The 20,566-nt window shown below is 63.9% G+C and carries 31 protein-coding genes and 1 tRNA gene; 17 read left to right on the top strand and 15 right to left on the bottom strand.

Features of this window, described 5'->3' with window-relative positions; translation table 11 throughout:
* Nucleotides 1-122: 122 nt before the first annotated feature.
* Both P6U24_RS25505 and P6U24_RS25500 read right to left on the bottom strand, forming a co-directional pair.
* A complete protein-coding gene (locus P6U24_RS25505) occupies nucleotides 123-2,279 on the bottom strand; it encodes a CHASE2 domain-containing protein (RefSeq protein ID WP_407155224.1) in 2,157 nt (718 codons plus the stop codon).
* A gap of 47 nt (nucleotides 2,280-2,326) precedes the next feature.
* Nucleotides 2,327-3,007, bottom strand: coding sequence for a hypothetical protein (locus tag P6U24_RS25500; protein WP_407155223.1), 681 nt, complete (start codon nucleotides 3,005-3,007; stop codon nucleotides 2,327-2,329).
* Nucleotides 3,008-3,296: 289 nt separating this feature from the next.
* Here P6U24_RS25500 and P6U24_RS25495 point away from each other — a divergent pair, with 289 nt between their 5' ends.
* Both P6U24_RS25495 and P6U24_RS25490 read left to right on the top strand, forming a co-directional pair.
* A complete protein-coding gene (locus P6U24_RS25495; RefSeq protein ID WP_407155222.1) occupies nucleotides 3,297-4,871 on the top strand; it encodes a S10 family peptidase in 1,575 nt (524 codons plus the stop codon).
* Nucleotides 4,872-5,074: 203 nt separating this feature from the next.
* Entirely contained in the window at nucleotides 5,075-5,368 is a 294-nt protein-coding gene (locus tag P6U24_RS25490; RefSeq protein ID WP_407155221.1) for a hypothetical protein, read from the top strand.
* 809 nt (nucleotides 5,369-6,177) lie between these two features.
* On the opposite strand, the gene P6U24_RS25485 is transcribed toward P6U24_RS25490, so the two are convergent.
* A complete protein-coding gene (locus P6U24_RS25485) occupies nucleotides 6,178-6,729 on the bottom strand; it encodes a tetratricopeptide repeat protein (protein ID WP_407155220.1) in 552 nt (183 codons plus the stop codon).
* A 372-nt stretch (nucleotides 6,730-7,101) separates the two neighbouring features.
* Here P6U24_RS25485 and P6U24_RS25480 point away from each other — a divergent pair, with 372 nt between their 5' ends.
* The 4 genes from P6U24_RS25480 (at nucleotide 7,102) to P6U24_RS25465 (ending at nucleotide 9,490) form a co-directional block, all read left to right on the top strand.
* The gene (locus tag P6U24_RS25480) at nucleotides 7,102-7,491 is read left to right on the top strand and encodes a hypothetical protein (protein ID WP_407155219.1); all 390 of its coding nucleotides are present in this window, start codon (nucleotides 7,102-7,104) and stop codon (nucleotides 7,489-7,491) included.
* 156 nt (nucleotides 7,492-7,647) lie between these two features.
* Nucleotides 7,648-8,049: a hypothetical protein gene (locus P6U24_RS25475; protein WP_407160576.1), complete on the top strand. Its 402-nt coding sequence runs from the start codon at nucleotides 7,648-7,650 to the stop codon at nucleotides 8,047-8,049.
* Between the two features lie 272 nt (nucleotides 8,050-8,321).
* On the top strand, nucleotides 8,322-9,035 hold the full coding sequence (locus P6U24_RS25470) for an outer membrane protein (protein ID WP_407155218.1): 714 nt from the start codon (nucleotides 8,322-8,324) through the stop codon (nucleotides 9,033-9,035).
* A gap of 215 nt (nucleotides 9,036-9,250) precedes the next feature.
* A complete protein-coding gene (locus tag P6U24_RS25465; RefSeq protein ID WP_407155217.1) occupies nucleotides 9,251-9,490 on the top strand; it encodes a hypothetical protein in 240 nt (79 codons plus the stop codon).
* A gap of 97 nt (nucleotides 9,491-9,587) precedes the next feature.
* On the opposite strand, the gene P6U24_RS25460 is transcribed toward P6U24_RS25465, so the two are convergent.
* Nucleotides 9,588-9,842, bottom strand: coding sequence for a hypothetical protein (locus P6U24_RS25460; RefSeq protein WP_407155216.1), 255 nt, complete (start codon nucleotides 9,840-9,842; stop codon nucleotides 9,588-9,590).
* Nucleotides 9,843-10,193: 351 nt separating this feature from the next.
* On the opposite strand from P6U24_RS25460, the gene P6U24_RS25455 reads away from it, so the two are divergent.
* Nucleotides 10,194-10,301: a glucose transporter gene (locus P6U24_RS25455; protein ID WP_407155215.1), complete on the top strand. Its 108-nt coding sequence runs from the start codon at nucleotides 10,194-10,196 to the stop codon at nucleotides 10,299-10,301.
* Between the two features lie 70 nt (nucleotides 10,302-10,371).
* Here P6U24_RS25455 and P6U24_RS25450 read toward each other — a convergent pair whose 3' ends face one another.
* From P6U24_RS25450 to P6U24_RS25440, 3 genes are all read right to left on the bottom strand, one after another.
* Nucleotides 10,372-10,845 carry a hypothetical protein gene (locus P6U24_RS25450; protein ID WP_407155214.1) on the bottom strand — a complete coding sequence of 158 codons (474 nt, stop codon included), beginning with the start codon at nucleotides 10,843-10,845 and terminating at the stop codon, nucleotides 10,372-10,374.
* A 224-nt stretch (nucleotides 10,846-11,069) separates the two neighbouring features.
* Nucleotides 11,070-11,144, bottom strand: a tRNA-Thr gene (locus tag P6U24_RS25445).
* Nucleotides 11,145-11,324: 180 nt separating this feature from the next.
* Nucleotides 11,325-11,807 carry a hypothetical protein gene (locus P6U24_RS25440; protein ID WP_407155213.1) on the bottom strand — a complete coding sequence of 161 codons (483 nt, stop codon included), beginning with the start codon at nucleotides 11,805-11,807 and terminating at the stop codon, nucleotides 11,325-11,327.
* A gap of 367 nt (nucleotides 11,808-12,174) precedes the next feature.
* Here P6U24_RS25440 and P6U24_RS25435 point away from each other — a divergent pair, with 367 nt between their 5' ends.
* Both P6U24_RS25435 and P6U24_RS25430 read left to right on the top strand, forming a co-directional pair.
* Nucleotides 12,175-12,612 carry a hypothetical protein gene (locus tag P6U24_RS25435; RefSeq protein WP_407155212.1) on the top strand — a complete coding sequence of 146 codons (438 nt, stop codon included), beginning with the start codon at nucleotides 12,175-12,177 and terminating at the stop codon, nucleotides 12,610-12,612.
* 56 nt (nucleotides 12,613-12,668) lie between these two features.
* On the top strand, nucleotides 12,669-13,097 hold the full coding sequence (locus P6U24_RS25430) for a hypothetical protein (RefSeq protein WP_407155211.1): 429 nt from the start codon (nucleotides 12,669-12,671) through the stop codon (nucleotides 13,095-13,097).
* A 58-nt stretch (nucleotides 13,098-13,155) separates the two neighbouring features.
* Here P6U24_RS25430 and rlmB read toward each other — a convergent pair whose 3' ends face one another.
* Nucleotides 13,156-13,983, bottom strand: coding sequence for a 23S rRNA (guanosine(2251)-2'-O)-methyltransferase RlmB (gene rlmB, locus P6U24_RS25425; protein WP_407155210.1), 828 nt, complete (start codon nucleotides 13,981-13,983; stop codon nucleotides 13,156-13,158).
* Between the two features lie 467 nt (nucleotides 13,984-14,450).
* On the opposite strand from rlmB, the gene P6U24_RS25420 reads away from it, so the two are divergent.
* Nucleotides 14,451-14,717 carry a hypothetical protein gene (locus P6U24_RS25420; RefSeq protein WP_407155209.1) on the top strand — a complete coding sequence of 89 codons (267 nt, stop codon included), beginning with the start codon at nucleotides 14,451-14,453 and terminating at the stop codon, nucleotides 14,715-14,717.
* 10 nt (nucleotides 14,718-14,727) lie between these two features.
* On the opposite strand, the gene P6U24_RS25415 is transcribed toward P6U24_RS25420, so the two are convergent.
* From P6U24_RS25415 to P6U24_RS25385, 7 genes are all read right to left on the bottom strand, one after another.
* The gene (locus tag P6U24_RS25415) at nucleotides 14,728-16,263 is read right to left on the bottom strand and encodes a hypothetical protein (RefSeq protein WP_407155208.1); all 1,536 of its coding nucleotides are present in this window, start codon (nucleotides 16,261-16,263) and stop codon (nucleotides 14,728-14,730) included.
* A gap of 70 nt (nucleotides 16,264-16,333) precedes the next feature.
* Nucleotides 16,334-16,618 (bottom strand): hypothetical protein, encoded by a 285-nt coding sequence (locus tag P6U24_RS25410; RefSeq protein ID WP_407155207.1) that lies wholly within the window; start codon nucleotides 16,616-16,618, stop codon nucleotides 16,334-16,336.
* A 2-nt stretch (nucleotides 16,619-16,620) separates the two neighbouring features.
* The gene (locus P6U24_RS25405; RefSeq protein WP_407155206.1) at nucleotides 16,621-16,839 is read right to left on the bottom strand and encodes a hypothetical protein; all 219 of its coding nucleotides are present in this window, start codon (nucleotides 16,837-16,839) and stop codon (nucleotides 16,621-16,623) included.
* Nucleotides 16,836-17,075: a hypothetical protein gene (locus P6U24_RS25400; RefSeq protein ID WP_407155205.1), complete on the bottom strand. Its 240-nt coding sequence runs from the start codon at nucleotides 17,073-17,075 to the stop codon at nucleotides 16,836-16,838. Before P6U24_RS25400 ends, P6U24_RS25405 begins: the two co-directional genes overlap by 4 nt.
* Entirely contained in the window at nucleotides 17,072-17,317 is a 246-nt protein-coding gene (locus P6U24_RS25395) for a hypothetical protein (RefSeq protein WP_407155204.1), read from the bottom strand. Before P6U24_RS25395 ends, P6U24_RS25400 begins: the two co-directional genes overlap by 4 nt.
* The gene (locus tag P6U24_RS25390) at nucleotides 17,314-17,601 is read right to left on the bottom strand and encodes a hypothetical protein (protein WP_407155203.1); all 288 of its coding nucleotides are present in this window, start codon (nucleotides 17,599-17,601) and stop codon (nucleotides 17,314-17,316) included. The genes P6U24_RS25395 and P6U24_RS25390 overlap by 4 nt, the downstream gene beginning before the upstream one ends.
* Nucleotides 17,602-17,706: 105 nt before the next feature.
* Entirely contained in the window at nucleotides 17,707-18,267 is a 561-nt protein-coding gene (locus P6U24_RS25385; RefSeq protein WP_407155202.1) for a hypothetical protein, read from the bottom strand.
* 250 nt (nucleotides 18,268-18,517) lie between these two features.
* Between P6U24_RS25385 and P6U24_RS25380 the strand changes: the two genes are divergently transcribed.
* The 7 genes from P6U24_RS25380 to P6U24_RS25350 are packed head-to-tail and all read left to right on the top strand — an operon-like array spanning nucleotide 18,518 to nucleotide 20,563.
* A complete protein-coding gene (locus tag P6U24_RS25380; RefSeq protein WP_407155201.1) occupies nucleotides 18,518-18,730 on the top strand; it encodes a hypothetical protein in 213 nt (70 codons plus the stop codon).
* Complete coding sequence (locus tag P6U24_RS25375) at nucleotides 18,727-18,855, top strand: hypothetical protein (RefSeq protein ID WP_407155200.1); 129 nt, start codon at nucleotides 18,727-18,729, stop codon at nucleotides 18,853-18,855. Before P6U24_RS25380 ends, P6U24_RS25375 begins: the two co-directional genes overlap by 4 nt.
* A complete protein-coding gene (locus P6U24_RS25370) occupies nucleotides 18,852-19,193 on the top strand; it encodes a hypothetical protein (RefSeq protein ID WP_407155199.1) in 342 nt (113 codons plus the stop codon). The genes P6U24_RS25375 and P6U24_RS25370 overlap by 4 nt, the downstream gene beginning before the upstream one ends.
* On the top strand, nucleotides 19,190-19,372 hold the full coding sequence (locus P6U24_RS25365; protein ID WP_407155198.1) for a hypothetical protein: 183 nt from the start codon (nucleotides 19,190-19,192) through the stop codon (nucleotides 19,370-19,372). The genes P6U24_RS25370 and P6U24_RS25365 overlap by 4 nt, the downstream gene beginning before the upstream one ends.
* Nucleotides 19,369-19,692, top strand: coding sequence for a hypothetical protein (locus P6U24_RS25360; RefSeq protein WP_407155197.1), 324 nt, complete (start codon nucleotides 19,369-19,371; stop codon nucleotides 19,690-19,692). The genes P6U24_RS25365 and P6U24_RS25360 overlap by 4 nt, the downstream gene beginning before the upstream one ends.
* Entirely contained in the window at nucleotides 19,689-20,039 is a 351-nt protein-coding gene (locus P6U24_RS25355) for a hypothetical protein (RefSeq protein ID WP_407155196.1), read from the top strand. Before P6U24_RS25360 ends, P6U24_RS25355 begins: the two co-directional genes overlap by 4 nt.
* Complete coding sequence (locus tag P6U24_RS25350) at nucleotides 20,036-20,563, top strand: hypothetical protein (RefSeq protein ID WP_407155195.1); 528 nt, start codon at nucleotides 20,036-20,038, stop codon at nucleotides 20,561-20,563. Before P6U24_RS25355 ends, P6U24_RS25350 begins: the two co-directional genes overlap by 4 nt.
* The last annotated feature ends 3 nt before the right edge of the window (nucleotides 20,564-20,566 follow it).

The raw sequence follows: 20,566 nt of genomic DNA, 5'->3' as shown, positions 1-20,566 counted from the left end.
GACCTTGGGCTTGGTTGTCGAGACGAGGCGGGCGGACGTTCAGTTGGCAGGTTAATGGGGCAGGGGGTGGGGGGCTTGCAGTCGAAAATCCGGCCTCGGCAAGGCCGGATGTCACGCCGGTGTCATTTCTCCTGCAGGCTGCGGACCGGGTCCCAATCGGCCGTAGTGCCGCCTTCAGCAGCCTTTCCGGCGCGCGCCGCGAAGAGGGCGCTCGGCCGGTCGAAGGCCGCCGAGATCGCAAAGCTGTCCGCGGCGCGCCGCAATGCCCCACTGCGCCAATGAGCAAGGCCCGCGGCATAGCTCGCGAGCACCGCTTGCTGTTCGCTGCCGATCTCCGATGCGAGGCCGTGCAATTCAAAGATCCTGATCGCCTGCGCGCGGCCTTTCACCCTGACCGTATCGAGCTCGCGCCAGGCGAAGCTGTCGCCCGCCAGCGCCACCGTGGTGTCCGAGGCGATGATGGTGGTGCCGTAGAACTTGTTGGCCCCCTCGAGCCGCGAGGCGACGTTCACGGCGTCGCTCATGACGGAGTAGTTGAAACGGCGCTGCGAACCGAAATTCCCGACCAGCGCATCGCCGCTGTTGATGCCGATGCGCTGGGCGACCGTGATGCCGTGAAACGCCGTCGAGCTGCGGTTCAGCTCGGCGAGCCGCGCCTTGCAGCCGAGCGCGGCGCGGGCCGCGTTCGCGGCGTGATGGGGATCGTCGAGCGGCGCGCCGAACACCGCGACCACGGAGTCGCCGATATACTTGTCGACATAGCCGCCATGGTCCTCGATCACGTCAGTCATCGCCGAGAGATATTCGTTGGTCAGCGCCATCAGGTCGTGCGGCGACATCCGCTCGGCGATCTCTGAGAAGCCCTCGATGTCGGAGAAGAACACGGTGACCTCGCGCGTCTCGCCGCCGAGCTGCGGCAGCTTGTGCGAGGCCAGCATCCGCTCGATCTCCCGCGGCGCCAGGTAATAAGCGAAGCTCTTCTGCAGCAGCCTGCGGTCCTTGTCGCTCACCATGAAGCGGTAGCCGACCATGGCGGCGAGCGCGAGCGCCCCGGCGCCGAGCGGCTCGCCAAGCGGCAGCACGATGGCATGATTGAACAGCAAGGTTGCCGCTGCGGTGTAGAGCACGGCGGCGCCGAACAGGATCGCCGCGGCTGTCGCCGGCTTGAAGAGCTGCGCCAGCTCGCCGGCCGCCAGCGCGATCATCACCGCGAACAGAAACGCGGACATGCGGCCGAGCTCCACCGCCGCTTCGTTGCGGATCAGATTGTTGACGGCGGTGGCATGGATATAGACGCCGGGAATGGTGCTGCGGACAAAGCCCTCGGCCTGCTTCTGCTCAGGCAGGGCGCAGCGTGGCCGGCGTGCGCCCTCGGCCCGCGTCGCGAAGCGCTTGGAGGTCTGCAGCCGGTCCTCGAATCCGGTCACGGTACCGACCAGAACGACCTTGCCGGCGAACTCGCGGCGAAAATAATCCTTGTCGCCCTTGAGCGCGCAGGCCCTGAGGTCCGCGAAGGAGTAGGTCGGAATGTCGTCAGCGCCGCCCTCGAAATTCAGCGTCATCGTGTTGGGGACGCTGCCGGCAACGTGGTTGCCGGCAAGCGTGGCTGAGCCGTCGGCCTCGATCACGGGCTCGGTGCCGAGCGCCCGAGCTGCGAGCTCCAGCGACATCGACGGCACTGCGCGATCATTGGCGGTGAAGGTCAGTGGAATCCGCCGGGCGACGTCGTCGCGATCCATGTAGATGTTGAGCGGCCGCAGATTGGCCATGCCGCGGACGGCGATCTGTTGACCGCGCGAGGGCACAATGGGCTGTGCGCCCACGACCTCGCCCAGCACGACCTTGCCGGCGGTCGCTCCGCTCGCGAGCGCACGCAGGAAGTCGCGATCGACGCCGCGCACCTTGTCGCCCAGCGTGCTGTCGCCGAACGGGATCTCGGATTGCTCGATCGAATACTGAAACACGATATCGAAGCCCACCACCTTGGCACCGCCCTCCAGCATCGCGCCGAGCACGTGGCCGATCTCGCCGGTCCAAGTCAGCAGTGGCGATCCCTTCAAGGGAGGGGTGCGATAGCTTTCCTCGTCGATGCCGACGACGACGGTGGGACTTTCCGCCGGATCGTGCCGGGGGCCTGATGTTTCGAAGCGCAACCAGGTCAGGACATCGAGCGACAGCCCGCGACCGCGATCGAACAACGGCGAAGCAAATAGCGCGGCACTCGCGAATGCGATCGCCAGCACGGCGAGGATGTCGCGCGTTCGCCGGCCGATCGTCACGGAATGTGGCTCGCCGATTCCGCCTGCAAATTTTCCATCGGCAAGGTTCAATCCATCCGGATCAGGCGTCCGACCGCGGGTCCGGGGCCGGTCTTGGCCTGCGGATCGACGCGGAAGACGATGCGCAGGCTGCCGAACGTCGCGGCATAGGTGCCGCCGGGTGTCAGCGAATATTTCGTGCCGGCGAAATCATAGAACCTGCCCTTGAACTGCCGTCCGTTGAGCTCGATTTGCTGACGCTCGCCGGGCCGGTCGAGTCGTTCCACGAGGAGCGTGCCGCGGCCCTTCGCCTCGACCAGCGGAGAAGCGCCGTAGAGGATCATCTGGGGCAGGGCGGCCTCGGCGTCCTGCCCGATGCCGCGCACGATGGTGGCGGCGACCTCGCTGGTCTCGCGCACGATCGCCTGGGCGTGACCCGCATCGCAATTGACGATGTCGTTCTTCAGATTGGCGCCATCGACCTTGCTCGCGCCGGTTCCGACCGTCACGCTGCCGGCGCCGCTGACAGTCTCGCGGCGGCACGATTTCAGATAGCTCAGCACCAGCATGCCGTCGGGACCGAGCTTGATGACCTGTCCGGGCGTGACATAGTCCATCAGCTCCGCGCCCGCGACCTGGCCCTGGACGTCCTCGATCAGGGCAACGGGCGGGGCGGCGAGTGCCGGCGTCATCAGCCCCGGCGCTGCCAGCCCGACAATTGCCACGACGGCGAGCATGGATGTCTTCATGTCTGAACTCCGCGAGCGGGAGCCGCTCCGGTGGACCGGCTTTGTGGTCGGATCGTGTCGAAAACGGAAACGAAGCCACATCGTGGCCACGGTACATCCCCCTGTGTGTGACGTCCGGTCGCGCCAATCGGTTCAAGCGGATCGGCACTCAGGGGCACTCGCCTCGATGTGATCCGGATCACGGAAAAATTCAGATAGGCTCCGCGCAAGGTCTTCTGCTACATCGTGTAGCGGAAGGTGTCTGCCGCTATTCGTAGGATGGCATTCGCGTCGAAGCCGGGAGGATAGGATGATTGTTCTGCGTTCATCGCTGCGGGGACTCGGCCTCGCCGCGCTCGTCTTCCTCACCGTGCTTCAGGCGGATGTTGCGCGCAGTGAGGATGCACCGTCACCGCAGCCGCAATCGACGCCGGCGCCCGCACCTGCGCGCCCCGGTCCGGGCGGCAATCGCGCCGCCAGCACGCCGAGTTCGCCCTCGAGCGCCGAGCAGCACAAGCTGCCGCCGGACTCTACGACGAAGCAGACGATCGAGCTGCCGGGCCGCACGCTCGCCTTCACCGCGACCGCCGGCTCGATCCGGCTGTTCGACGACAAGGGCGAGCCGCAGGCGGACATCGCCTACACCTCCTATCAGCTCGATGGCACCGATCGTGCCAAGCGCCCTGTCACGTTCCTGTTCAATGGCGGACCCGGCGCATCCTCGGCCTATCTGCAGCTCGGCAATGCCGGGCCATGGCGGCTGCCGATCAATGCGGACGTCGTGACGCCATCGTCTACGCCCGAGCTGCAGCCCAATGCCGACACCTGGCTCGATTTCACCGATCTCGTCTTCATCGATCCGGTCGGCACCGGCTACAGCCGCTTCGTCGCGACCGGCGAGGACGTGCGCAAGCGCTTCTTTTCCGTCGACGGCGATGTCAACGCGCTCGCGCTGGTGATCCGCCGCTGGCTGGAGAAGAACGATCGCCTGATTTCGCCGAAATACGTCGCCGGCGAAAGCTATGGCGGCATCCGCGGGCCGAAGGTCGTGCATAATCTGCAGATGCAGCAGGGCATCGGCGTCAAGGGCTTGATCCTGATCTCGCCGCTGATGGACTTCCGCGAATATTCCGGCACCAGCCTGCTGCAATATGTTGCGAGCCTGCCGAGCTATGCCGCGATCGCGCGGCAAATGAAGGGGCCGGTCACACGCACCGATCTGGCCGATGTCGAGCGCTATGCCAGCTCCGATTTTCTGCTCGACCTGATCAAGGGGCAGGCCGACTCTGCGGCGACCAATCGCATCGCCGACAAGGTCGCCGAGCTCACCGGCATCGACCAGGGGATCAGCCGCCGGCTCGCCGGGCGCTTCGAGATCGGGGAATTCCGCCGCGAGTTTGCCCGTCGCGAGGGCAAGGTGACGGGACGCTATGACGGCTCGGTGCTGGCGCTCGATCCGTTTCCGGATTCCAGCTACTCGCGGATCGGGGATCAGTCCGGCGATGCGCTGACCGGACCCTTGACCAGCGCCGCGATCGATCTGACGACGCGCAAGCTGAACTGGCGGCCGGATGGTTCCTACGAGCTGCTCAGCGGCGCCGTGGGGCGCGCCTGGGATTTCGGCCGCGGCCAGCATCCGCCGGAATCGCTCACCGAGCTCCGGCAGATCCTCGCGCTCGACCAGAACCTGAAGGTGCTGGTAGGGCACGGACTGTTCGATCTCGCCACCCCGTATTTCGGGTCGCAGATCATGCTCGATCAACTGCCGGATTTTGCCAGGCCGCCGCGGGTCAGGCTCGTGGTCTATCCTGGCGGCCACATGTTCTATTCACGCGATGCCGCCCGGCAAGCCTTCCGCGGCGAAGTCGAGGCGCTGACGAAGTAGGAAAGGGGCTCGCTCCTTCGGCTCTGACGAGAGATGGTACCGCGGAAATCGGTCGACCTCTCCCCGTCGGGGAGAGGTCGGCGCGTAGCGCCGGGTGAGGGGCTTTGCCCATAAAGATAGACCGTAACCCTCACCCGGATTGCTATCCTTGGTGCGAACCGGCGCGCGGGCTTCCATTTTCCTGAATAGCGAAGGATCATGCGATGACTGGCAGAGACGTCCTGAAGGTCATTTGCATGACCGTGTGTATTGTTTCCTCGGGTTCTTCTTGGGCGCAGGATGACGCGACCGTGTCTGCAAGAAAAATTGCGGATGGCTACATGAATTCGACATCCAACCGCTCGTTGAAGGGTTTCGATCATGCTGATCCTGCAAAATACGGTCATGTGATCGGGTTTCACTACTTCGAGGAAAAAGACCTCGGAGACGGCTGGAAGGGGGACGCGGAGGCCCGACTATCTTCGTTGACACAGATAAGATGTCTGTGGTGGGAGTAATGTCGCCTGTTCTTGAGGCGCGCCCTGTATCTGTTGGCGGCGATATGAGTGACGAGCTGGCAAGCAACGTGATCTCATACTTTCGAAAAACACAGCCGGATTTCGACATTGCAAATTATAATTTCAGTGTAGGGGATGCCGGAGGCATCTCGTACCTGTACATTGAAAGAAAATTTTTCGATCGTGGCATATACAAGTGCAATTGCGCACTTATCATAGAAAATAGAACCAGCCGGGTTCTTGGGAGCACCTTCAGCTTTGAGGAACACTATAAGCTTATGGACAATGGAGATAGCATGTTTTCCCCGAAGACGAGGAAATGAGCGCTGTGCATTCCGTTGGCCAAGTCCTTGCTGAAACCGCTGCCTAACGCTCGTTCCGATTTCGTGCGCATAAATGGGTGAGCTGCAACGTCACTAACTATCGCGCAGCTTTCAAATCCGCGCGAGCTTTTCGCTAATCGCGCGATCCTGACCGCAAGTTTGCGTTGGGGACGCTCTCTTTGTGCGGGGTGGCAGTGACGATGCAATCCGACCTCTCCAATCGGAGAGGTGGACTATCGCTGCCGAGGGATCTTCATCCGATCTCGTTGATCCGTCAGTTCCGTGTCCTTTCGCCGCGCCCCTTGGAAATATCTGCGCTTGATCTCTGCGCGGACGACACGCTCGGACGTACACGTGCGCCTGCGAGCCAGATACCGGCCATCGCGCCGCTCTTGCCGCGCATCGGAAATGACTTCTGGCACAACAGAAAAAGGGCGCAACCCGAAGGTTGCGCCCAGGTCTCTCAAGACTGGATCAGATTTCTTCTTAGTAGACGAGGCCGGTGCCCGGCTGCTTCTCGAGAGCCGAGGCGAGCGAGCGATACTCGGCGCTGTCGGTGCCGGCGAGCTGAGCCACCTTGCCGAGGTGATACTGCGCCTGTTCGCGATTGCCCTGCTCGAGCTGCCACAGGCCGTAATACTGCCAGGTGCGCACGTGGTTCGGATCGTCCGCGAGCGCCTGCTCGTAGTACTGCTTCGAGGCCTGATAGTTGCCGAGCTTGCGATAGGAGTAGCCGATCAGGTTGGCGACGTCGGCGACATCCTCACGATGCAGCGCCTTGAGCTGCTCGATCGCAGCGGCGTAGTCGCCGTGATCGTAGATCGTGGAATAGGCCGTGCGATAGGCGGCAAGGAATTTCGGATCTTCGATGCTCGAGCTCCGGTCGCCCTTCTTCTTGCTCTTGGTCGACGAATCGGACGCCGGCGGCGAGGGGGTATCGCTGCCTGCGGCATAGGCCTTCGACAGCAACAGCGGCCCGGAGGCCACGGCCATCGAGAACAATGCCAGCGTGGCGATCCTGATTGCAGACTTGCTCATTCATCTCTCCCGAGTTCGTTGGCAATCCAACAGGTAGGTATGCGGAAACGAACGTCCGCAGTGCCGAAATATTCCCGGAGCTTTGCGCGGTTTTTGCGCCGCGATCTGTGCATTATACCGGCGGGAAGGTGACAGCCTAGTGCAGCGCACCTAGCGCTCGCAAATGTGTTCGAAAAGGTGAGTATAGATATTTCGAGCGACCGGCAGCGTGCACGTTTGCCTTCCCAACCTGCACGGAGGTTCATCCAGATGAACACAAACCGGTGAGGCGCTTCAGGGTGGGTTCAATGCCGTGCACCTAGTCTCCTTCACATGATCGAGAGCCCCGGCCATCCGGCCAGCTCTTCCCGATCCGCAACCATGGAGACGACTATGCTGAAGAAGATGTCGATTGCGCTGCTCGCGGCTTCTATCCTGGCTGCCCCTGCGCTGGCCGCCGGCTCCGCCAAGACCACCGCGCCCGCCAAGCCGGCGCAGACCGCCGCGAGCCCGATGAAGAGCGGCGAGGCCAAGAGCGCCGCGGTGAAGAGCGGCGAAGTGAAATCCACCGCCGGCAAGCGGCACCTCAAGAAGGTGGTGCGCCATCACCGTGTGAAGCACCGCCACTATGCGCATCGCCATCACAACAAGGTGAGCGCGATGCAAGCCTCCGCGAAGTCCCACGCGCCCGCCAAGACCCACAAAGTCGGCCTCAACAAGATCAAGAAGACCGGCCCGAAGCTGAGCTTCAAGCGCGTCACGCCTGCGACGCGCCGCGGCTAAGAGTCCGCTCTGTCACCCGGCGCGCACCCCGTGCGCGCCGGGGGCGGGGTACCGGCGGCGGATTTTCTTTCCCCGCCGAATTGTCTAGAAGCTGGTGAGGGTGGTCTGTGGACCTTTGCTTCGGGCGAGCAGGGCTTGGGGATTTCGGCACGATATCTGGCATTGCTGCTAGCGCTTGCGCTGGCCGGCTGCCTGACCGACGGGGAGGACAGTCGCAGTCTGTCGTTCACGAGCGATCGCGGCGTCGACAGCCAGCCGTTTCCGGGCAACTATCGCACTGAGATCCTGGCCTTCATGAAGACCTATCTCAACAATCCGGCCGGCCTGCGCCAGACCGCCATGGCGGAGCCGGTGCAGCGGACGGTGGGCGGTCGGCTCCGCTATGTGAGCTGCCTGCGGTATGCGGCGCGTGAATCCGACGGCAGCTATCGTGAGGCCCATGAGCATGCCATCGTCTATGTCGATGGCCGGCTCGATCGGGTGGTTGAGAACGCCGGTGAGCTTTGCGCCGGCGCGACCTATGCTCCGTTCCCGGAGCTTGCCGCCCTGACCCGCTGATTTGCCTCCCGCTCTACCGTTGCGGGAGCTGTGGCAGATCACAATCGAGCGAGCCGACGAAACCCATTGCTGCCTCATCTCGACCCATCATGGGGCAGTATGGGCGCTGGACTTGGTTTCACGAAAAATTCGGGAAGCCTATGGAACAAAAGGGCTTTGTTGCTTAACTGCTACAAAGGCGACGTCATAACAGCTGCATCAGGGGCCACATGGCAACCTAAATGCGGCCACGTTGTTCGATAGATGTCGCAACTGACGAACGGGGACCTCCGATGAAAAGAGTCTTGCTGAGCGCTGTAGCCTTTTCGGCGTTGGCCGTCCCGGCATTCGCGGCTGACATACCGGCGCGCCCCTACACCAAGGCGCCGATCTACACCCCGCCGCAGGCCATCTATAACTGGACCGGTTTCTACATCGGCGGCCATCTCGGCGGCGCGTTCTCCCAGAACAACAGCCTGGAAGGCAACAACGGTCGCTTCCTCGGCGGTGTGCAGGGCGGCTTCGACTACCAGTTCGCGCCGAACTGGGTGACGGGCATCGAGGCCCAGTACAGCTGGATGGATCGCAACACCACCAATTTCGGCTTCCCCGGGGCGACGGTGATTTCATCGACCGGCGCCAACCAACTCGGCTCCGTCACCGGCCGGCTTGGCTATACCTGGGGCCCGGCCTTGCTCTACGCCAAGGGCGGCTATGCCTGGCGTGATGGCAACGGTCTCGGCGTGAACGTCGCAGGCGCGCCGGCGGCCTTCACCACGAACGGCAACCACAAGGACGGCTACACCGTCGGCGCCGGTCTCGAATACATGTTCGCACCGAACTGGTCAGCGAAGGCGGAGTACCAGTACTACAATTTCGGCAACACGACGTTCACCAGTGGGCCTGCGCCGATCGTGGGCAGCCGCTTCAACAGCGACGAGCACACGGTCAAGGTCGGAGTGAATTATCGCTTCGGCTGGGACGGTCCAATCGCCAATAAGTACTGAGGTTATGCGGCGATCGACGCCTCCCTCTCTCCGCGCACGGAAAGAGCGCGATAACGACGCCCGCGGCTGATGACCGCGGGCGTTTGCATCTATGCAATTCGGCAGCCGCGCCATGCGCGCATCGGACTCACCGGATGCAAATTTTTTTCAAAGCTTCGTGAAACTTTCGCCGTCAATCGCTATTATGGGTTCGCCGGTTTGATGGATAATCCCAAATGCGTATCTTGGTGTCGGTGCTGATCCTGTCCGCGGCCGCGTTGCCGTGCTCCGCTCAAACCATCCTGAAATCCGAGCCTCTGATGCTGGCGCCCTACGAGGTGGCGTTCGTGCAGAACGCGGCCTGTCCGTCGGGCAAAGTGCTGAAGGTCACCGGCTCGATCCGGGGTCTGAGCCGCAAGAAAGCCTGTGTCGCCCTTCCTGCCGAGCAGGCATCGCTGACCGTCGCGACGCCTTAGACGCGATCAAGGCTCTCAAGATGCGGCTGCCCCGCCGGGACAGCCGCTGTTGTCGTAGCGTGCGCGACTCATGAAGCGTCGTCACGCGCAGAGGTCTTCACGCAGAGAAGGGGATGTTGAGCTGCAGCTGCTGCTCGGCATCGGCCCGGTTTTGCCACGGGTCCTCCTCCGGCTCGGCCGCACAGGCCTTGATCTCGTAATCATTGTCGAGACGCAGGTGAACGGCGGAGCGCCGTGTATTGGTCGTGACGTCGACCACAAGTCCGCTTTCCCGCGCCAGCCTCCAGACGTCGGCCTCGGTCGGATAGGCCTTGCTCAACTTGGCTTCGTCGCAAAACAGCGCGTAGGGCATTTAGGTACGGCTCCGTGGACTCGAAGAATGAACCGAGGATGAACAGGGGTTGCAGCGATAGGCGGGCGGGGCTGGGGCGGGAAATGGGCCTTTTCGGCCCAGTGCGGCGGAGCTGAAGTTCGGACGGGAAGTGCCTCGCGCATTCATCATCGAAGCTTCAAAACCAAGGTCATACCGACACTTAGGCCAGCCCGTGCGGCTTCGACTCGAGCAGCGCGCCGATGGGCCGCTGGCCAAGATGTGGGCGAAGTTTGGAATCGGAGCAGCACGATCCAAATCGTAAACGAGTCCTAAATTTTTCAAAAAAGAATCCCTGGGACTCCCGGACTAGAATCGCCGGATGGTTAATCCATGGGAACCGATCTCCATACCTTCTGCGGGCGCACGCAGCTCACGCTGGCCTTTGGCTTGCTCGTGGCTTGCGTGGCGAACGTCGCGCTGTTGTTCGCCTGGCTCTGACGCGGTGGTTTGCCGGCCGTGCCTTACGCGCCGACGGAGGAGACGGGAGAAACGGAAGGAAATCAGCGGATTACTTGCCGGGATTGCGGACGTCGTTCATCGACGCCCGCAGCCGCTCCAGGGTCGAACTGAAATATTCCTGGCGCTCGCGATTGAAGCGCTCCTGGTTGGCACGGAAGCTGGCGATGCGCGCCCGGATCTCGGCCTGCATGTCGCGCTGCAGCCCGAGCTGCGAGGCGATGCTGGTGAACGGATGTCCGGTGATCGATTCCGGCGGCGCGGCTTCCGGCTGGTCCGGCGCCGTGGTGCCGGTCGCGGGTGGTGTGAGCGATTCGGCCACCCCGGCGGCGCTTGCCTCCGGCTCGGCGTTGTGCGGGGAGGGAGCGGCAGCGATCTCGGCAGACAGCTCCGGCACCGGTGGCACCGCGGATGCGACCGCAGACGCAGGCGCAAGTTGTGAGAAATCCGTCGGCTTGCCGGTGACCGATTGCACGAATGCCAGCGTCTGGGCAATCAACGCATCGCGTTCTTCCCGCCAGGACATCGTGGCCATCCCCCTTGGTCACAACTGCAGCAAACTCGCGAAATGAAATCAAGCTGGAACTCCAGGGACTTCGGCTGCCCCTGGGCACGGACGGTAAGATAGCCCCCGTCGAACTGCCCACTCTATGGCCGTCTCGCGGCGGCCCGGGTTCCCTAACGCAGATCAGCCAAAAAAGGGTTGCAATCCCTATGTCGCGAGCAGTGGTCGCGGTGGCACATACCTTGTGGTGCCGGCTGAGGGGATTGAACCCCCGACCTTCGGTTTACAAAACCGCTGCTCTACCGCTGAGCTAAGCCGGCGAATCCATCGACAGGATGAGCCGCCCGGCAGTTCATCTTGCACTTGAACAGGAGATGGGCGGCGCGCCGTTCCTACCAGAACTGGCGAAGCGAAGCTACCGCTGTCGGCCCGCCGCGAGCGCGAACACGGCAACAGGGCGGCCGGAGAGGCCGCCCTCTATTCCGAAGATCGGTGCCAGCTTACTGGCAGTGACGCATGACGTTGCCGTCCTTGAACATCGTGCCGGGGCGGCACACGATACCATTGTGGGCGGCATAGGTGTTCCAGTCGCCGTACCAGCCATTCTGGCCGCGGTCATAATAGGTGGCATCACCCCGCTCGAGCGCCATCGGCGGAGGAGCCGCGGCGGCATAGCGGTTGTCATAGGCATAGGCGTTGGCGGGGCCGCGGAATGGTGCGGTCGCGATCGCCCCGGCGGTCCCGATGGCGGCGCCGGCGACGCCCGCTGCGGTCCCGACCGCTCCTGCGGCGACATCTCCCGGCCAGAAGCCGGATTCACGACGCTGGCCGTTCCAGCCATAGGTCCTGCCGGCGTTGGCGTCCTGCTGCTGCACGGTCCGCTGCGTCATGTGGTGACGGTGGCTCTTCATTTCCTTCGCCATGGTCGGGCCCGCGAACGCGGTCGCAAGAATTGCTGCCCCGATGATCGCGATTTTTCTCATTTGCTGCTCCACTGTTGTGCCCCCCTCAGTAAGCGCGATCCGTCGCCACTGTTCCGCGCCGGGCTCGAATGGCCTTCAAAGCGATGTGATGAGGCGTGAATCGGGGTGACGCGGTCCGCGCGCGATCGCGTGGCGGGTTGAAAGGCCAGAGTCCCGTCCGCAACCGCTGATCGCTTTCATCGCCTCGCTCGCGTCCGCCATTGGGTCGTGCCGAGCATGCATCGTCCGCGCAGCCTCGATAATCGGCGGCATTAACTGGGATGAATGCTGGAGTCGTTAGGCTTACCGGCAGATTGCGCCGCCGCCTTAACCCCTTAAGGCGGTGCGTTCGGTTATTGGTAAGAGGGGCAACCGCCACGTGAATTCCATGCGCTTCGCAACAGCTTTGGTCATCCTGCTCGGAACGGTGCCGGCCGCGTTTGCCGGCGGCTTCGATCTCGTCATTCCCGCGAGGCCCGGCGTGCCGATCATCATCAATGGCATCGATGTCTCCTACGCCGTGGTGGAGGGCGACTACGGGCTCGGCAAGGGCGTTCATCGGCAGCCGACCATCTATGGCGGCCGCTACGTCGATTCCGAGCCCTATGTCGGTCACTATTATCCGAGCCTCGGCAGCCAACCCGGCTACGGACGGATGGAGATCGAGCCGCCCGCCAACCGCAAGCTGCCCAAGCCCGCCGAAAGCTATCACGACTATTGGGGCGCTCAGTCGATGATGCAGCCTCCGCAGCCCGAGGTGCCGATGGATCCGCCCGCGGTCATCCTGGCGCCGCAGGATGGTGGGCCGCGCGGCTACGGCCGCTAATGAGGATGCCGTCCAGACAAGCTTCAAACAAAAAGACGACCTGACAGGAGAGCGTAATGCGTCGAACCATTTCAGCACTTGCAGCCCTGATCGGCTTTGCGATCGCGGGCAGTGCGCCCGCGATGGCCTGCGGCTACACCCCCTGCGGCTATGCCTATCCGCCGGGAGCGGCCTATCCCTATCAGGCGCCTTATGCCTGCGGCAGCTGCGGCTATGGCTACGGCTACACTTATGAGCGGCTGGCTGAGCCGGACACGCAATACTACTACGTCAACCAGGGGCCGACCTACACCGGCCCGGGCCGCTTCGCGCCATATCCGACCTATCATGAGAGCGCGCTGGTCGGTTATGCCTATCCGCGCCATCACTATTATCACGGCGCCGGCGTTGCAGGGCCGGCGGTCTACGCCCATCGGCACCACGCCTATCGCTGGGGCCATTCGAGCTACTATCACGGCCGGCGCGTGCTGCGCCGTTACTACTGATCACTTCAGATATTGAGGTGCTGGCGCCCGTTCGCATCATGCGAGCGGGCGTTTCATTTTAGCTCATAAGACCAAGCCGGCTGGCGCCGACATAGAGCGCGAGCACCGCGGCGTTGGAGACGTTGAGGCTCTTGATCTCACCGGGCATGTCGAGCCGGACCACCACGCTGCAGGTCTCACGCGTGAGTTGCCGCAGGCCCTTGCCTTCCGCGCCGAGCACCAGCGCCAAGGGCTGGCGCAGCTCGATCGCGGCGATGTCGCTTTGGCCTGCGCTATCGAGGCCGACGGTCTGAAAGCCGCGCTCGTTCAGCCGGGTCAGTGCGCGGGCAAGGTTTTGCACCGTGATCAGCGGCACCAGCTCCAGCGCGCCGGAGGCGGATTTCGCCAGCACGCCGGTCGCCTCCGGGCTGTGGCGTGCGGTGGTCACGATCGCCTTCACCGCGAAGGCCGCGGCCGAGCGCAGGATGGCGCCGACATTGTGCGGATCGGTGATCTGGTCCAGCACCAGGATCATGCCTTCCGCAGCCAGCGTGTCGATGTCGGGCGAGGGCAGGGGATCGGCTTCCGCCAGCAGGCCCTGATGCACCGCGTCCGGGCCGAGCCGCTGGTCGATCTGGCTCGGACGGACGATTTCCGGCGCCACCCGGGTCTCGATCTGCTCGTCGGCGAGCCGGCGGGCAGCGTTTTCGGTGAGGTAGAGCTTGCGGATCCGGCGTTTCGGATTGGCCAGCGCCAGGGTCACGGTGTGCCAGCCGTAGAGAATCACCGGCCCGTCCCCGGCGGAATCGCGCTCCCAGGCGGGCCGTTGGCGGCCAAAGCCGCGGCTCTTGCCAGAGGATTTGGCACCGCCACGCCGGAACGGGGGCTTTCGGTCACGCTCGCTCATGGAACGGCTTGTGTCACGGGCGGCGGATTCTGGCAATTTGGCGGTGCCAAAAAATGAGAATGGGCGGGCGGAGACGAAGAACCGGCTGGTGAGAAACAGGGAAATTTCCTGTTTGCCTTGGTTGACTTTGCCATCCCGGTTCGACCATAAACGCCCCGGCCGCGCAGCCCGCCAGACGGGCCCCGCGGCCTTACCGTCTTCCATGGCCTCTTCTGGTCCGAAAGCCGCCGTTTCGCGGGTAGACCATCGACGTCATGGCAGCCGAATCAGCCGCCTCATGGCTTCGCAGGTTCGAGTCCTGCCTCCCCCACCAAAATGAAATCAATCACTTAGTGCGGAACAAAGCGCGACCTCGTTTTCGCCGTGCGACTTTTTCTCCGGCCGTGCGACTTTTATTAGTCGCACGCGATTTGACGACTATGTTCTCTTTGTGTTCTCGTTGTCCGTCGAACGATCGGAGAGACGAGATGTCGAGGAAGGACCGCATGGAATATCGCCGTCAGAAGGAGGCGGAGCGGCGTGCCGAGCCGAGCCTGCGGGACCAGGAGCTGCTAGTCTTGATGGGGCGCGTGCGCAACTTCACCTATGGCGGCGAGCTGGGCGATGATCCACGCTGCCTGGCGCAGCGCGCGTTGCAGAAGGCGATCGACGAGATGGCCGGCGTGCTTACCGGAGATCCGGAATACTACTACGCCAAGCATTTCAGCAGCCTGCAGGGTCCGCTGGACCCCTAAACCACGCGCGTCACGCCAGGCCTTCCTTACTGACGAAAGCCACAAGCTTTTCCATCGCGACGTCGGCGCGATCGGCGTTGCGGGCGCGATAGCTCTTCATGATCAGCTGTGCCGACTGATAGCTGTGGCCGGTGATGTCGCAGATCGATAGCAGGTCGTTGCCTGCGCGATCGAGCAGCATGACGCAGGTGTCGCGCAGGTCCTGGTCGTTCTTCAGATCAGCGTTGCCGTAGCGCTCGTCGATAAAGGCCAGCGCCGGGCATGGCGCCAGTTTCCAGATCGGCAGCGCCACTACATTGTCGGCGGCCGCGCGGCCGGCGCCCGCGTCCTCGCGCGTGGCGAGCTCGGCGAACCAATCACGCAGGCGCCTGGCGCGCGCGTCGAGCGTGGCCTGGCGCTGCGCATCGTTGGCGACCGGCAGGCCCTTGAACAGCGTCGCCTCGGCTTTGGCGAGCTCGGCGGCGAGCCCCTGTGCGCGCGCCATGGCCTCGCGCGGGCTATGACGCGCCAGCCACCCGAAGGTCGCGAGATCGCGGATATCGGTGAAGACATGGCGATAGGTGTTGGCGTTGTAGGAACGGCCCGTGGTCTCGTCGATCACGATCTGCGCCGGGGGCTCAGGCAGGCCTCGCTCGTCCTTCAGCGCCATGACGCGGCGGCGCGCCAGCAGCAGCCGCGCCGCGAGCTGCGGCGCCTCCTTGATCTCGACCAACTGGCCGGTCTTGCTCTGGCGCAGGTGCCGGCGCCCGTTAACCAGGCCTTCGTCCTTCATCGCGAGCCGGTCGGACAGGCGCTGGCCGGTGAATAGAGCGAGATATTGCGCATCGCCGATCGAGGGCCGGCCAAACGCATCGGCGGCTGCAACGACCGCTGCGAACTCGTCGAGGCCGATCAGCACCACGCGGCCGTCAGGACGATCGAATTCCATGTCGAGCCGCGGATTGGTCCCGAGCCGCCATTTCGGGCTCTCGCGGCCCCAGCTGAAGGCGGCCGAGATCGCGGCGATAGCAGCGAGCGCCATGGTGTGGCCGCGCCGCGCCTTCAGGTAGTTGAAGAACACGCGCAGCTCGGGCGCGCCGATTGCCTTGGGTGGCACGGACGCAATCTCCTCGCGCGGCCGATCCTCCTCCGGCGTGCCGTCATGCCGCCGCGTCTTGGCCTCCTCGCGGCTCTCCGGCTTGTAGAGCACGGCGCGCATCGCCTTGCGATAGGACGCGATCGAGGCCGGCGCCAATGCCTGCACCTCCTCGGAGGAGAACCAGTCGCGCATCAGGTCCTCGAGCGTCGCCGGCCGCGCCAGCGCGGCGGCCACCACCGTGCGGCGGCGCTTGCCCTTGCCCTTGCGGGCCTCAGCGATCGCGGCTGCGTGGCTGCGTGAGACCTCCGCGGCCTCCTCATAAGAGAACCAGCGGCCGACCGGGCGGCCCTTCTTGTCGTGCGGCGGATGGCGCAGGTCGCGATCGGTAAAGCCGAGCATGCGCTCGCGTGGGCCGTTCGAGGCGGGGCGGCCCTCGCGCCATTTGATGTAGCGCAGTTGGACGGTCATGGACTTAGCTCCGGTGCAGCGGAGGAGGCGGGGAAATGGAGGCCGGCGCAGCCGGCCATGTCAAGAGTCGTCAGGAGATGTGCCCATATGCCGCCATCAGGCGGGCGCGGTGCTCCTCCTCGCTGGCTGGATCGGGTAGCGGAAAGGCGTCGTTGGCGAAGCCCTTGGGCCGCGCCGGGTGGTGCCGCGTTAGCCAGGCGTCAAAGCCGGAGCGCTCCCATTTCAGCGGCCCGCGCTCGCTGATCGGTCGCGGCAGGCCATCGCAGAAATGCCGCTTCAGGCGGCTGTGGTAGAGCGTCGCCACACTGATTCCGATGGCCTCGGCGACCTCGCGCGAGCTGTAGGGTTTGGGCATGATCAGGATCCGAGGCAGCGGTATGGCCTGACCTGGCGGTAGACCGCGAAATCGTCGCTGCGTTCTTGGAAAAGGAAAGGCTCGCCGTCGCGCATGATGAGCTCCGGCAGCAGGTGATCGCAGACAAGGGTCGCGGTGCCGCAGCGGATGCCGTCGAGATCCATCAGGGCGACGCGGACCGCCCTGATGACACCTGTTGTTTCCGCTGCGGCCGCGCTCATGACTGCTTGGCCTTGGCGAGTTGCTTACGAAGCGAGGCAACCTGGCGCCGCAGCTCCCAGATCTCGGCGCCGGCCCAATGAGTGCCCTTCTGCCGGATCTCGTCACGGACCTTGTCGGCTTGGGCCAGGTCGCGCCGGATGCGATCGTCGATGATGGACATAAACACTTTGCACAGCGCGTTAGCGGCGGTCTCGCTCAAATCGTCGCACGGGTTGTTGTCATCTGGATCGGTCATGCGGCCATCCCCGATGCGTCGGCGATGTCACCGTCGTCGATCCAGTAAGGGCGGGGCATGCCGTCGCGCTGCACCAGCACCCGGCCGCAGAAGCCGTGCGACCGCACGATACCGGTGTAGACGTGCCCGTTACGGACCCACCTGACGGGAGCGCCGACCGGATAGTCCTCGGCCAGCGCGCGCTGGATCTCGCGCCCGGCAGCGCGCAAGGCCTCTCGGGCTTGGATAAGACGAAGGCTCATGACGCCACCGATTGCTCGTTGGCGAGCCGGCGGGCGGCGTCGGCGTGGTCGTTGATTTGCGCCGGCGTCCAGCCGAGCAACTGAAGATCTTCGCGGGTGATGCCGCCCTCGCGATGCGAGGCCTCTCGCATGTCGGACGCCATGCGCTTGACCGTCTCATCGGCGCCGAGCAGCGCGCGCGCGGAGACCAGCGAGGTGTCGACATAGGCAGGAATATGCGCGGCTGGGACGCGGACCGGCATTGGCCGGGAGGGCAGGCGATTGCAGTAACGGGAACGACGCATGGAAAGCCTCCTGTGCAAATCAGCAGGTGGAGGATGCCATGTGCAAGATGTGTTTGCAAGTTTTGCAAGTCTCACATGAAGCGTTTCATGTGAAACATGTGCTTTTTAGGCCGCGGCGCGCTCCCGCAGCCGGTGCGGCAGCAGCACTCCTCGAATCACCACGGCCTTGTTGTCGACCACCAGGGTGGCGGGCGGCTGCGGCTCGTTGGTCCGCGGCACCAGCAGGTTGACGGCGCCGGCGGGCTGATATTGGCGCATGACAGGCTCCGGCCTCGCATGCTCGCGGACCGTGGCGTAGACGGCGTCTCCGGGTCGTGGGCTGCCGTGCAGGTCGATCAGCACGATATCGCCGGGCATGAAGCCTTCGAGCTCCAACGCCCGGGTATGGAGGCGCCAGGCCTCGATGCCCTCGCGGTTGCCGATCAGGCTGCGCACCGCCTGCGCCAGATAGGTATCCCAGTTCGCTGTCATCTCCACGGGCTCGGCCTCTTGCCGAGCCTCGGCCCAGGCCGCTTGGGTCTTTGTCGGCGTCGGGCTGTCCGAATTGATCTGCCGGAGCTGTTCGACCTTGTCGAGCGTGGCGGGATGCAGCGTCTTCTCGGAGCTGTCCGGCAGGCGGACGAAGCGGGTGAAAGTAGATGGGGATAAGCCGAGCTGGCGAGCCATGTGAGTGGCCGTGATGTCCAGCTCCTTCAGCGTGTCCCGGATATAGGCGCGCTGCTTCGCGCCGATCTCGGCTCGCTGGGAACGCTCGGTTTTTTGGCCATTTGCAAATCCAACCTAGCAAACACGCTAGGTCTAGTATGCAAATCCCCGACGCACTCCACATCATGCAACATTGATCTTGACTATATGCCGCAAATCACAGCTTAGGTGTGCAACTATGCACACAATCGTTGCGATTAGCGAGATAAAAGTGCGGGCTGAGGCCATCGGGCTCAGTCTGAGCCAGCTTGCGCACCGCGCCGGGTTGTCCCCGTCGACCGCGCTACGGATCGCCAAGGGCAAGACCCAGGCCGGCTGGATTTCCACCAACGAAAAGCTTGTGACCGCGCTGACCCGCGAGGAGCAGCGCGTGCGCGACCACCTGGCGAAGGTTTCGCCGCCTGCAAATGGGGAAGCCGCATGAGGCGCCTGTCACCGCACACCGAAGAAGAGGGGCGGGACCTCCGCCTGGTGCTCTCCTGGACCGTCGCCGCGCTGGTGATCGGCATCGCCGTCAACCTGGCCACCATGGCGGGATGGCTGCAATGACGGACACCGTGCCGCGCACTGCTGGCATCACCGATACGCCGTTCGGCCAGGTCGCCGACATGCAGCGCAAGGAGATCGAACGCACGGTCGGGCTCGACCTCGCCAAGTGCAACGTCTGCACGATCGTGATCGCGCTGAACGAATTCGAACACAGCCGCATCGCCCAGCTCGGCCATCGTTTCGAGACCTGGCCCGATGCCGTGCGCGCGCTGATGGAAAAGGAGCTGTCCGGCTTCTCGACGCGCAATGGCGGTGCCCGGATCGAGGCAATCACCACCGCGATCGGCGGCGAGCCGAAGTGCTTCATCCTCTGTCTGCACTGGAGGGCGAAGTCGTGAGGGCCATAAGGGCGGGCGCGGTTTCGCGGGCGCAGCTGAGGAAGTATCGCGAGGTGATCGCGTGGTGGCTGTCTCGCTTCGACACTGCCGAGATCGCCGAACGCCTCGACCTGCCAGAGCACCTCGTGGCGCGCTGGGTAGCGAATTTCCGCGACGTGATGTTTGAGGCCGCGTCATGAGAGATCAGGCCGCTGTCCTGCAGGCGCTGATCATCGCCGCCGAGCACGTGCTCGGCCTGCGCAATCCCGGCGAGCCCGAGGATCTGCTCAATCTCGCGCTTGAGATCGAGAAATGGTCCAGCCGCGCCGCGCCCGATGGGCGCGTGATCTTTGCTTATACCGAAATGCTGGCCGATGCGGTCGGGACCGCGGCCACAGCGATCCGGCTGCACAACGCCAGCGATTTCCAAATCTACTTTCGGATCATCGGCGTGATCCTGCCCGACGTGCGCGTGGATTTCGGCCGCGCGATCGAGATGCGCAGGAGGCCGACACCATGATCATCATCCGAGTAGAACTGCATAGCGCAATCACACGCAAGGTCACCGAGCTTGCGCGCATGCGCATTTGCAACATCGGTGGGACCGTCGATCGCGGAGACTATCATGTTGCGACCTTACGGGGGCGGTCGACGGAGCAGTTAGATCGCGGCGCGGTCACCCGCGAAGGGAATGTTCGGGACTATCCGCGCCGAGCCATTCACGTCTGGCACCTCGTGGCTCGCGCGCTGATCGCGCTCGGCTACGCAGGTAAGGGCGTGCAAATCGAAGCGGCTGATCTGTTTGAGGCCGCGACTGATCAATCCAGCAACCAGCCAACTAACACGCGCCGGCCGGAGGGCACATGAAGCCGCAGAAGCAGCTCAACAGGCATCGGCCGGAGCAGGGCATCTACGGCGATTGCCATCGCACGGCGATCGCGTGTGTGCTCGACATGGATGCGCAGGACGTGCCGCACTACATGGACGCGAGCGCGTATGACGACGGCGCCGAAGCCGCACACGATCGCGTAGAGGCGTGGCTCAATGCGCGCGGCATCGTCACCATCAACATGCTATTTCCTGGCGAGACGCCACTGAAGGACGTTCTCTGTACAGTGTCGGCATGCAATCCACGCAGCCGCCCCGTCTTCATTCTCGGCGGCCAGAGCAGAAACGGCGTTAATCACAGTGTCGTCTGCTGTGATGGTGAGATCGTCTGCGATCCATCGCAGGACGACAGCAGCATCGTCGGTCCGTGCGATGACGGCTACTATTGGCTCACCTTCTTCGGGCATGTGCAGGGCGCCCATTCGCTTACGCCTGTAGCCGCGATTATCGCAGAAGATCATCCCGCGCAGTCAGAGATCGCCGACATCATGAGCGAGGGCTGATCC

Origin of the sequence: Bradyrhizobium sp. STM 3557 (genome assembly GCF_045571465.1) — a bacterium.
In the GTDB taxonomy this organism is placed as follows: domain Bacteria; phylum Pseudomonadota; class Alphaproteobacteria; order Rhizobiales; family Xanthobacteraceae; genus Bradyrhizobium.
Note: the sequence above shows the minus strand (reverse complement) of the source record. Positions and strands in the feature narration are given on the sequence as shown.

Coding starts and splice junctions, on each gene's coding strand:
- P6U24_RS25390 (WP_407155203.1), bottom strand. CDS start 17,601: ATGCGTCGTTCCCGTTACTGCAATCGCCTGCCCTCCCGGCCAATGCCG.
- P6U24_RS25460 (WP_407155216.1), bottom strand. CDS start 9,842: ATGCCCTACGCGCTGTTTTGCGACGAAGCCAAGTTGAGCAAGGCCTAT.
- P6U24_RS25485 (WP_407155220.1), bottom strand. CDS start 6,729: ATGAGCAAGTCTGCAATCAGGATCGCCACGCTGGCATTGTTCTCGATG.
- P6U24_RS25490 (WP_407155221.1), top strand. CDS start 5,075: ATGACTGGCAGAGACGTCCTGAAGGTCATTTGCATGACCGTGTGTATT.
- P6U24_RS25385 (WP_407155202.1), bottom strand. CDS start 18,267: ATGGCTCGCCAGCTCGGCTTATCCCCATCTACTTTCACCCGCTTCGTC.
- P6U24_RS25440 (WP_407155213.1), bottom strand. CDS start 11,807: ATGAGAAAAATCGCGATCATCGGGGCAGCAATTCTTGCGACCGCGTTC.
- P6U24_RS25405 (WP_407155206.1), bottom strand. CDS start 16,839: ATGAGCGCGGCCGCAGCGGAAACAACAGGTGTCATCAGGGCGGTCCGC.
- P6U24_RS25455 (WP_407155215.1), top strand. CDS start 10,194: ATGGGAACCGATCTCCATACCTTCTGCGGGCGCACGCAGCTCACGCTG.
- P6U24_RS25350 (WP_407155195.1), top strand. CDS start 20,036: ATGAAGCCGCAGAAGCAGCTCAACAGGCATCGGCCGGAGCAGGGCATC.
- P6U24_RS25465 (WP_407155217.1), top strand. CDS start 9,251: ATGCGTATCTTGGTGTCGGTGCTGATCCTGTCCGCGGCCGCGTTGCCG.
- P6U24_RS25410 (WP_407155207.1), bottom strand. CDS start 16,618: ATGCCCAAACCCTACAGCTCGCGCGAGGTCGCCGAGGCCATCGGAATC.
- P6U24_RS25470 (WP_407155218.1), top strand. CDS start 8,322: ATGAAAAGAGTCTTGCTGAGCGCTGTAGCCTTTTCGGCGTTGGCCGTC.
- P6U24_RS25480 (WP_407155219.1), top strand. CDS start 7,102: ATGCTGAAGAAGATGTCGATTGCGCTGCTCGCGGCTTCTATCCTGGCT.
- P6U24_RS25355 (WP_407155196.1), top strand. CDS start 19,689: ATGATCATCATCCGAGTAGAACTGCATAGCGCAATCACACGCAAGGTC.
- P6U24_RS25395 (WP_407155204.1), bottom strand. CDS start 17,317: ATGAGCCTTCGTCTTATCCAAGCCCGAGAGGCCTTGCGCGCTGCCGGG.
- P6U24_RS25495 (WP_407155222.1), top strand. CDS start 3,297: ATGATTGTTCTGCGTTCATCGCTGCGGGGACTCGGCCTCGCCGCGCTC.
- P6U24_RS25420 (WP_407155209.1), top strand. CDS start 14,451: ATGTCGAGGAAGGACCGCATGGAATATCGCCGTCAGAAGGAGGCGGAG.
- P6U24_RS25375 (WP_407155200.1), top strand. CDS start 18,727: ATGAGGCGCCTGTCACCGCACACCGAAGAAGAGGGGCGGGACCTCCGC.
- P6U24_RS25435 (WP_407155212.1), top strand. CDS start 12,175: ATGCGCTTCGCAACAGCTTTGGTCATCCTGCTCGGAACGGTGCCGGCC.
- P6U24_RS25400 (WP_407155205.1), bottom strand. CDS start 17,075: ATGACCGATCCAGATGACAACAACCCGTGCGACGATTTGAGCGAGACC.
- P6U24_RS25450 (WP_407155214.1), bottom strand. CDS start 10,845: ATGTCCTGGCGGGAAGAACGCGATGCGTTGATTGCCCAGACGCTGGCA.
- P6U24_RS25500 (WP_407155223.1), bottom strand. CDS start 3,007: ATGAAGACATCCATGCTCGCCGTCGTGGCAATTGTCGGGCTGGCAGCG.
- rlmB (WP_407155210.1), bottom strand. CDS start 13,983: ATGAGCGAGCGTGACCGAAAGCCCCCGTTCCGGCGTGGCGGTGCCAAA.
- P6U24_RS25415 (WP_407155208.1), bottom strand. CDS start 16,263: ATGACCGTCCAACTGCGCTACATCAAATGGCGCGAGGGCCGCCCCGCC.
- P6U24_RS25430 (WP_407155211.1), top strand. CDS start 12,669: ATGCGTCGAACCATTTCAGCACTTGCAGCCCTGATCGGCTTTGCGATC.
- P6U24_RS25360 (WP_407155197.1), top strand. CDS start 19,369: ATGAGAGATCAGGCCGCTGTCCTGCAGGCGCTGATCATCGCCGCCGAG.
- P6U24_RS25370 (WP_407155199.1), top strand. CDS start 18,852: ATGACGGACACCGTGCCGCGCACTGCTGGCATCACCGATACGCCGTTC.